Annotated in this window: 7 protein-coding genes; 2 read left to right on the top strand and 5 right to left on the bottom strand. The window is 69.3% G+C overall.

Translation table 11 applies throughout. From position 1 onward, the window contains the following. Positions 1–116 precede the first annotated feature (116 nt). Complete coding sequence (locus ABD481_RS03375; RefSeq protein ID WP_344663998.1) at positions 117–1,373, bottom strand: polysaccharide lyase family 7 protein; 1,257 nt, start codon at positions 1,371–1,373, stop codon at positions 117–119. A 181-nt stretch (positions 1,374–1,554) separates the two neighbouring features. Next, the gene (locus tag ABD481_RS03370) at positions 1,555–3,441 is read right to left on the bottom strand and encodes a glycosyl hydrolase family protein (protein WP_344663997.1); all 1,887 of its coding nucleotides are present in this window, start codon (positions 3,439–3,441) and stop codon (positions 1,555–1,557) included. A gap of 345 nt (positions 3,442–3,786) precedes the next feature. Between ABD481_RS03370 and ABD481_RS03365 the strand changes: the two genes are divergently transcribed. Beyond that, entirely contained in the window at positions 3,787–4,440 is a 654-nt protein-coding gene (locus ABD481_RS03365) for a tetratricopeptide repeat protein (protein ID WP_344663996.1), read from the top strand. A gap of 216 nt (positions 4,441–4,656) precedes the next feature. Then, the gene (locus tag ABD481_RS03360; RefSeq protein WP_344663995.1) at positions 4,657–5,757 is read left to right on the top strand and encodes a glycoside hydrolase family 19 protein; all 1,101 of its coding nucleotides are present in this window, start codon (positions 4,657–4,659) and stop codon (positions 5,755–5,757) included. Between the two features lie 63 nt (positions 5,758–5,820). On the opposite strand, the gene ABD481_RS03355 is transcribed toward ABD481_RS03360, so the two are convergent. The 3 genes from ABD481_RS03355 to ABD481_RS03345 form a co-directional block, all read right to left on the bottom strand. After that, positions 5,821–6,777, bottom strand: coding sequence for a hypothetical protein (locus tag ABD481_RS03355; protein WP_344663994.1), 957 nt, complete (start codon positions 6,775–6,777; stop codon positions 5,821–5,823). A gap of 147 nt (positions 6,778–6,924) precedes the next feature. Continuing rightward, positions 6,925–7,521: a hypothetical protein gene (locus tag ABD481_RS03350; RefSeq protein WP_344663993.1), complete on the bottom strand. Its 597-nt coding sequence runs from the start codon at positions 7,519–7,521 to the stop codon at positions 6,925–6,927. A gap of 180 nt (positions 7,522–7,701) precedes the next feature. After that, on the bottom strand, positions 7,702–9,174 hold the full coding sequence (locus ABD481_RS03345; RefSeq protein ID WP_344663992.1) for a S8 family peptidase: 1,473 nt from the start codon (positions 9,172–9,174) through the stop codon (positions 7,702–7,704). Positions 9,175–9,221 lie beyond the last annotated feature (47 nt).

Below are 9,221 nucleotides of genomic sequence, written 5' to 3'. Positions count from 1 at the left end.
GCGTTCGGCGAGTGGGTCCTCACCCGCCGAACGCCGCTTCGGATTGTCCGAACTACCAAGTTGCTGAACTACCGAGTTGCGGGACTACCGAGTTGCTGAACTACCGGGCTACACCATCAGCTGCTGTGATGAATCGACAGCGCGTAGAACCCGACCGTCGCCCCGACGCTCGCGTCGCTGCCGGTGCTCTGGTCGTAGTCCCCGGCCTTGAAGTACATGCCGTAGCCGTTGAACGTGGACGACGCCGTCCACGTCCGCGCCGCGCCGCCGTTGAGCGACAGGCTGATCGTGCTGCCGCTCAGGCCGATGACGTAGCTCCAGTGCGTGCCCACCGGCACGTTGCCCACGGTGTAGAGCACCTCGTTGCCGCCGGCCGGGGTCTGCTCGATGGCCATCTTGATGTCGCCGTTGGCGTAGTAGAACAGTTCCAGCAGGGGCTTGGTCGACCCGCCGGAGCCGAGGTGGATCTGGCCGACGCACACGTGGTTCGGCACCTTCGTCACCTTCAGAGTGGCACTGAGGGTGTGGTTGCCCGGGGCGAACCAGTTCGCGGCGGCGCCGCTGGACGTCATCTCCCGCAGCTCGGACCGCGAGTAGTTCGAGTTCGGCGTGGTGACGCCGTTCTCGGGGTCCCAGAAGGTCATCGCTCCGTCGTGGGAGTCGGTGTAGAAGTACGAGTCCTGGAACCCGTTCGCGCCTTCCAGCTGGGCCGGGAGGATGGTGGTGGGCGAGCCGGGCGAGCCGGTCGGCAGTTGCAGCTCCCACAGCGACAGGTTGAAGTTGCCGCCCGGGGCGACGTTCGGGTTCAGCCCGCCGCCACCGCCGCCGCCGCTGCCGGTCGGCAGCTTCCACTGCTGGTAGACGCCGCCGTTGCAGGTCCAGATCTGGGACTGGGTGCCGGAGCCGCCGTGGTTGGTGTCGTCCAGGCACTTGCCGGACGCCGGGTTCAGCAGCTCGCCGTTCGACTGCGGGACCCACACCTGGGCGCCGGTTCCGTTGCAGTCGTACAGGTCGACGAGGGTGCCGTTGGCGGTGCCGGCGGAGTGCACGTCCAGGCACTTGCCGAGCACCTGGAGGGTGTTGCCGCTGCTGTCGACGGTCCACTGCTCGGCCGCGGAGCCGTTGCAGGTGTAGATCTGGACCGGGTTGAGGTTGGTGGTGACGGCGCCGCGGTCGTCCAGGCACAGGCCCTGGTATCCGGTGATGGGGCCGGTCACCGTCGCGGCGGAGGCGGCCGGAGCGAGCGTCAGACTGATGCCGGCGACGCTGAGCACCGCGCTGAGGACGCCGGCGCCGAGGATCGCCGTCGGACGACGGCGGTGGCGGCGGGCGCCCCGCTGGTCGGGGCGTGCCCCGTGAGGCCATCTGGCCATGGTGGGATTTCCTTTCCCGGGCGTGGGGCCCGGTCGGGGTGGGGTGCGGGATGGTGCGGGATGGTGCGATATGGGTTGTGCGGTTGGTGCCGTGGGGATGGGTGCTGCCGTGTTGTGTGGCGAGTGCTGTGCAGTGGGTGCTGTGCGGTGGGTGCTGCGCCGTAGGTACCGTGCGGTGTACTCAGATCGCAGGCTTCTGCGACCAGGTCTCCGAGGCGCTGCCGTTGCAGGTGTAGATGTCGGCGGTCGCGTAGTTCGCGGTGGAGGCGCCGGTCACGCTCAGGCACAGGCCGGATCCGGCGCCGACGATCGTGCCTGCCGCCGTGGCCGTCCAATGCTGGCTCGCCGCGCCGTCGCAGGCCTCGATGTCGACCCCGGCGGAGGGCGCGGTGGAGCCGCCGACCACCCCGAGGCAGTCGCCGGACGGGACGCCGACGATCGAGCCGTCGGCCCGGAGGGTCCAGTTCTGGCCGGCGCTGCCGTTGCAGGTGTAGATGTCCGCCGTCGCGCCGGCCTGGGTCGAGCCGCCGCTCACGCTCAGGCACTTGCCGGACAGGCCGCCGACGAGTGTCGTGCTCGTGCTGGTGGGGGCGGACGCGCTGAAGGTGAGGATCCGTGCGCTGCCGGCCGGAATCGTCACGGTGAGCGCGGCGCCGGAGACCGCGAACCCGTGCGGCGTCGGGGCCGGCAGGGTGCCGTCCGCGTGCACGGTCTGCCCGCCGAGCGTGATCCCGCCGGTCGCCGACAGTCCGCCGCTCGCGGTCAGGTCCACCTGGTTCGCCCAGCCGTACGAGGCCGGCAGCGTCAGCTGGACCGTGGTGGCGCCGGTGGACGACGGGTCGTCGACGTCGTCGAGCAGCACGCTGAGGGTTCCGTCCGCGTGCTTGACGGCGTAGGCCCGCACGTCGGCCCAGATCGGATTGGTCAGGTTCAGGAACTGGCCGGTGCCCAGCGCCCGGACCGTCGCCATCCCGTAGTACTCCGGCTGAGCGACCACGCGGCCCGCCGCCGCGTCGGCGGCGGTCAGCGCGCACAGCGGCGTGTACGGCATCGCCGACCCGCACTGCGCGACGCCGCCGTGCATGTAGTTCCCTGAGACGCCTTCACGCGCCATGACGAGTTGCTCGTCGACCTCCCACAGCGCCGAGGCGAAGACGTTGCTCACTCCGGGAGCGCCGCCGCAGTCGGCACTGTTGCTCTCGTCGATGGCCACCGGCACGCCGAGCGGCGCCGCGCTCGCGATCGCCGCGTCGGCCTCGGCCTTCTCGCTGCTGCGCAGCGTCGTCCCGAGCAGCGCGGCGATCGTCGGACTGCCGCCGCAAGCGTTTCCGGTCAACGGATAGTAGTGGTTCGTCAGCTCATTGATTTGCGGCTTCGGCAATGCCTTCTGCGCGCCGACGAACGCGTTCTGGAAGCTGCTGCTCGGCCCGCGCGCCTCGTCGCTGCCCTCGATCGGCACGCCGGGGGCGGCGGCGCGGATCGCCGATACGTAGGCCTGGAAGTCGGTGAGATAGCGCGACGTATTGCCCTGATATGCCGGGTAGAGGTCCGGTTCGTTGCCGATCTCGATGTCCTTCAGCGTCGAGCCCAGTATCCGCTGAGCGGCCTGAGCCTCGTTCGCGGCGCGCGCCGGGTCGTACTGCTTGAGGTTGACGCCGAGGATCACCTTCCATCCGCTGGCGTTCGCGAGTCCGGCCAGCGCGGTGAGGTCGGCCGGGGTGATCGTGGCGACGGACCACGACGGCGCGCTCTCGCCGGTGGAGGTCCAGAACGTCTGGTCCGACTTGTTGCCGCCGATGCGCAGGACGGACGACGGGCTGAGCGTGTCCAGGTACGCCGCGAGGTTCCCCCCGGTGAATCCGGGCTGCGCGAGGTTGTTGGCCTCGAAGGACAGGCCCTCCGCGGCGGCGGTCAGCGAGGTGCCGACGGTGGTGGAGTCGATGCCGATGACCGACGTGGCGGCGGCCGCCGGCGAGGCGGAGCCCGCGACGGGGACGACGAACGCCAGCGCCGTGGTCGCGGCGGCGATCGACGCCAGGGGCAAGCCGGGAGCGCGGAGGCGGAACATGTGGGGCGCACCTTCCACTGATATTCACGTATGTGAACACTGATACGTAGGTGAACGGCGCACACAGTAGGAGACAGCAGCCACCCCGTCAACGCCCTGTCTCAGGACTGCGGGACCGACCTAGTCGTCGGATGGCTTACTAGATGATTGATTCCTGGGGGTTCCGGCTTGCGGGGCCGCACCTTACGTGCGAGACGTGCGAAACGGCTCAGCAGCAAGCATGGGTGACCCGGACGGACACCCTCAGCCTGGTTTGGCTGTGGGTGGCCGGCCGGGGCGGCCAGGCGCCGCTGATCAGCCGTTTCGCGCCGGTACCCCCAGGAATCAATCATCTAGGCTTGCGAAATGACTTCTGATCCTCGTATTGAACTGGCTGAACACCTTTATGAGCAGGCAGTTTTCGGTGGCGACAGCGATGCCTTGACAGCCGCGCATCAGAGCCTTGACGCCGTCGAGGCCGACCATGCCCTCGCCCGCGGCCGCCTGGTCCACGCCCGATTCCTCGAAGACCGGGTCGAGGACGAGCAGGAGCTGGAACTGTTCGAGCGAGCAGCGCGGCTCTACAAGGCGCTCGGCGACCCGCGCGGCGAAGGCGAAGCACTGTTCTGGGTCGGCATAGTCCACCAGGTGATTCGGGACGACACCCCGACGGCGGCGCCGTTCTTCGAGCGCTCCCTGGCCCTGGCCGAGCAGGCGGACGACGCGCTGACCAAGTCCTACGCCCTCAGGCACCTGGGCTTCACCGCGCAGTTTCACGACCGTCTCGACGAAGCCCGCGAGCATCTCGACGAGTCCACGCGGCTGCGCCGGGAACTGGCCTTCCTGCCTGGCGTGGCGGCGAACCTGATCGTGCTCGCCACCCTCGACGTCCAGCAGGGCCGGCCCCAGGACGCGGCGGCCCGTCTCGCGGAGGCGACGGAACTGGCTCAGGAGAGCCGGGCCGCGGCGGTGGTCCGGTGGGCGGACGCGGCGCGGGAGCAACTTGGCCTCACCGGATGACAGCACCTTGAGCACCACTGGAGCCGACGCCCTGATCTGACCATGTGTCAAGCCCCCCAACGAGGCGGCGACGACCGCGCCTACAGCCCTCTGACTTGCACAAATCGATCACCGGTCTACACCAATTCTTGGCAAAACCCTTGACTGGTCTGGACCAATTCAGTTTGCTGTTGGTGAACCACTCTCGTCGCAACACCCTCACACAAGGAGTGGCACATGACCCTTCCTCGCGCGGCCGGGAGAACCCGGCTGCTGGCACTACTGGCCGCGCTGGCGGCGCTGCTGGGCCTGACGATGCTCGTCGGTCCGGCCGCGCCCGCCGGAGCGGCGGCGACCTGCGCGGCGCCCTGGAGCGCCGGCCAGGTGTACACCGGCGGGATGACCGCCTCGTACAACGGGGACAACTGGTCCGCGAAGTGGTGGACCCAAGGCGACATCCCCGGCAACAACGGCCAGGGAGTCTGGGCCGATCAGGGCGCGTGCGGTGGGGGGACCGGCGGCGGGGGCGGCGGCGGGACCGGTTGCAGCTACCCGGCGTGGGCCGCGGGCCACAACTACAACGTCGGCGACATCGTCACCTACACGCCGAACGGCGGGCTCTACATCGCCACCAACGCGAACCCGGGGTACGACCCGACCATCAGCACCTGGTTCTGGTCGCCCTACACCTGCACCGGCGGTGGCGGCGGAGGAGGCGGGGGCGGCGGCGGCTTCGTGGTCAGCCAGGCCCAGTTCAACCAGATGTTCCCGAACCGGAACTCCTTCTACACCTACGACGGCCTGGTCGCGGCCCTGAGCGCCTACCCGGCGTTCGCCACGACCGGCAGCACCACGGTGCAGAAGCAGGAGGCGGCGGCGTTCCTGGCCAACGTCGACCACGAGACCGGCGGCCTGGTGTACGTCAACGAGATCGACCAGTCCGGGAACTACTGCGCGAGCGAGCCCTACGGCTGCCCGGCGGGCACCTACGCCTACTTCGGCCGCGGCCCGATCCAGCTGAGCTGGAACTTCAACTACTACGCGGCCGGCAACGCGATCGGCGTCGACCTGCTCGACAACCCGAGCCTGGTCGCCACCAACGCGGCCATCTCGTGGAAGACCGGCCTCTGGTACTGGATGACCCAGAGCGGCCCCGGCACGATGACCCCGCACAACGCGATGGTCAACGGCGCCGGCTTCGGCCAGACCATCCGCTCCATCAACGGCAGCATCGAGTGCAACGGCGGCAACACCGCCGAGATGCAGGACCGGGTCAACGACTACCAGAGCATCACCGCGATCCTCGGTGTGGCTCCGGGCGGGAACCTGACCTGCTGAGACGCATGAGAGAGGTGGGACCGGCGAAGCGCCGGTCCCACCTCCGCGCGGCGGCCGGCTCGCCTACGTGGCGACCGTGACCGCCGTTGCCTTGTCGAGGACGTCACGCCATTCCTTCAAGACCTGGTCCAACCGGGATCCTTCAGAAGCCATGCGGCCCAGCTGATGTGTCGCGTCCGCGCTCATGAAAGTCTGCTCGTACCCGGTGTGCTGTTTGCAGGTGGCGTCGGCGGCCGCTGTCTGCTTCTCGGCCGACGACGGCGACCCCGAGCCGAGCAGGGCCTTGTCGTTGGACGCCGTCAACGGATCAGGGTACGAGTAACCGGCGGTCTTCATACATGCGCTCCACGCGGCATTGGCTGCCTTCACCAAGGGATCTTGGTGGGTGTCGTCGAGCGCTTTCATACGAAGCGTCTGCACTTCTCCGTAGGCGTCGACGGCCTTGTCGATGTCCAACGTCGCGACCGCCTGTTGCAGGCAGCCTCCGTCGCCGCCGGGCTTTCCGTAGAACGCGGTCGTGACGGCCTCCGGGACGGCGGAAGGCGGCGCCGAGGCCGGGACCGGCTGCGGAAGCCGGTAGCCGTAGGTCTTGGCGTCGTCGACGGTCGCGACGCCGAAGTACACCAGCGGCGGCAGAACAGTGGGCAGATAGTTTCCGCCCCAGCCCTGGGGCAGAGTGAGGCCCTCGGCCTGCATGCACCGCTGTTCGACCTTGGTCACCGCCCGGTAGATCAAGGACTCGTTCACATCGGTCCCGTAGCCGTCGTAGCTGTCCAGAGGCAGCAGCATCGAACCGTCCGAGAAGAGTTCCGCGCCGCCCGGTCCGCGGGCCTGGACAGTGAGTCCGGCGGCATGAGGACCGGTGGCCATGAGCGGGGCGTGCCGGACCGGGTCCGACGCGGGCGCCGCGGTGGATGTGCCCCTGGGGCCGGCGTCGCCGACAGCCAGCCACGCACCGGCGCCGACCGCGGCGGCGACCAGGGCGATCGAGATGGTCGTACGAGTCAAACGGAGAGTCATCGTGAACAGCCCTTGCAGAACCAGGGGTCGAGATCGGGCGGCAGTGCCCGGCGACCCGGATGAGTTCGGGAGACATGAGCGACCGGCCGGCCGGGCCGCCGCGCTGTGCGACGGCGGCCCGGCGGGATGTCGAGCGTCAGAAAGCGATCAGTGCCACTGCTGCCACATGTCGTTGTTGTAGAGGGTGTTCACGAACAGGTTCTGACTGGCGAACTGGCCGTTGGCGTTGGGGCCGTTGCCGCCGTCGAGCACCCAGCCGCTCATCCAGTTGTGGAGAAGCCAGCTGCCGTTGGAAAGGTGGATCTCGATCCAGTCCTGGTTCAGGTCGGCGTTGCTGGATCCCTCGCTGCACGGTTGCATCGAGACACTCCCGTAGGAGCTCCACTCCCGATTGCCCTTCAGGCAGGACGCGTAGTACGAGTACCAGACGTTTCCGTTTGGGTCCTCCATCACCTGTCGTGGATGCTCAGTGAACGAGCCGTTGGTCTGCCGCACGTCGTACCACCAGATGTCGGGGTACTGACTGGTCACCGGGTTGGTGCAGGAGTTGGTGTAGACGTTGAACGTGCCGTTGTTCGCCTTGTCCGACCTGAGACAGGCGCCGGTCCGGGCGTTGGTCCACGTGACGAAGCCGTCCGCGAAGGCCGGGCCGGCCTCGCCGGCGAAGACCGCGGCGACGACCCCGACCGCCAACGCGATCCGACGGAGCCGCCGCCGCTTCTTGTTCGAATCCGAGCTGATCATCAGCGATCCCCATTTCAGCCGGCCTCGGCCGGCCCCTGTGCCACCGCCTCGTTCTGAGGCCCGGAACCACAGTGCAGGGGGTCGCTGACGGGTCACCGACGCGTCACCGACGCCTCGCCGACGCTGCGGGCGAGACGCCGGTCACCGGACGTCCGAATCAATAGCCTGATGGTTCGGTCGCTACCTCGTCACCGCGCGGTACGCGTCGACCAGCCCGTGCCCGTAGAAACTGTCGTTCCCGGCGGGCCCGGTGCAGGTGGAGCCGCCCGGGTCGGGCTCGGTGGCCGGGCAGGACAGCGGGTCGGCCTGGGCGTCGAGCAGGGCGCGCAGCTGGGCCGGGGTGGCGCCGGGGTGGGTGCTGGCGAGCAGGGCGCCGACGCCGGTGGCGTGCGGCGAGGCCATGGACGTGCCCTGCGCGTAGCCCCAGGTGCCGCCGGGCAGTGTGCTCAGCACGCGGCCGTTCTGGTCCGGGGTGTCGGGGATCTGGTAGATGCGGTCGCCGCCGGGTGCGGCCACCTCGACCTTGCCCTGGCCGAAGGACGAGTAGTACGAGCGGGCGTTGAACGCGCCGGTCGCCGAGACGCTGACGACGCCGGGCAGTTCGGCCGGGATGTCCAGGCAGGAGGTGGTGATGGGGCGGGTCACCGGGGTGGTGTCGTCCGGCGAGGTGGTGTCAGTGGTCTTATGTGCCAGGTCCTGGTTCTCGTTGCCGGCCGCGGCGAAGCTCAGCACGCCGTTGTTGGTGGCGAAGTCGACGGCCCGCTTGACCGAGTCGACGATCGCCGCCTGGTCGGGATCGGTCGTGCAGTTGTAGAGCCAGGGGTCGACGAAGTAGCTGTTGTTGGTGACCTGGAAGTGGTGGTGACCGGCCCAGACGAAGCCGCAGACCGCGTACTCGGGGTAGATGAAGCCGCCGTCGTCGACGACCTTCACCGCGGCCAGGCGGACGTTCGGCGCCACGCCGATCACGCCGGTGTTGTTGTCGGCCGCGGCGATGATGCCGGCCACGTGCGTGCCGTGGCTGCTGGTGGTGGGCTGCCAGGCCGCGTAGGAGGTGTCGGGGACGCCGCCGGCGGTGCAGCCGACCGAGTCCGCGGCGTCGATGTTCGGCGCCAGGTTCGGGTGGGTGGCGTCGATGCCGGAGTCCAGGACGCCGACCACGACCGAGCGGCTGCCCTCGTTGACCGCGTGCGCCCGGTCGGCGCCGATCGCCCGCATGTCCCACTGGTTGGCCTGGAGCGCGGCCGGGGTGGCGGCGGCGGAGTCCGGCGACACCACGTCCACCGGGTCGCCCTCGGCGGCGAGCGCGGCGGTGCGCGACGCACCGGCCGAGTCGATGCCCTTCAGCGCGCGCAGGTGCGCCCCGAAGGCCGGATCGGTGGAGCGCGCGATGATGACGCCGATCTCCTCGTAGGCGATCACCACCGTGCCGCCGTTGTCGGCGATCTCCCGCTCGGCCTTCTGGACCTGGCCGTGGTTGGCGCGGGTGTTGACCACATAGCTCAGCAGCGGGCCGACCGCGGCCTGCCCGCCGGAGGCGGCCGGGGCGGAGGCCGGGCCGGCGGCCGCGGCGCCGATCGTCGGCATGGTCATCGCGGCGGCCGTGGCGGCCACGACGCCGAGCGTTGTCAGGGTTCTCCTGGCATGTCTCATGCGCCGGACGTTAGAACGCTGATAAAGACCCGACAAGAGAGAGAACC

This window comes from Catenulispora yoronensis (genome assembly GCF_039531695.1).
Lineage (GTDB): Bacteria > Actinomycetota > Actinomycetes > Streptomycetales > Catenulisporaceae > Catenulispora > Catenulispora yoronensis.
Note: the sequence above shows the minus strand (reverse complement) of the source record. Positions and strands in the feature narration are given on the sequence as shown.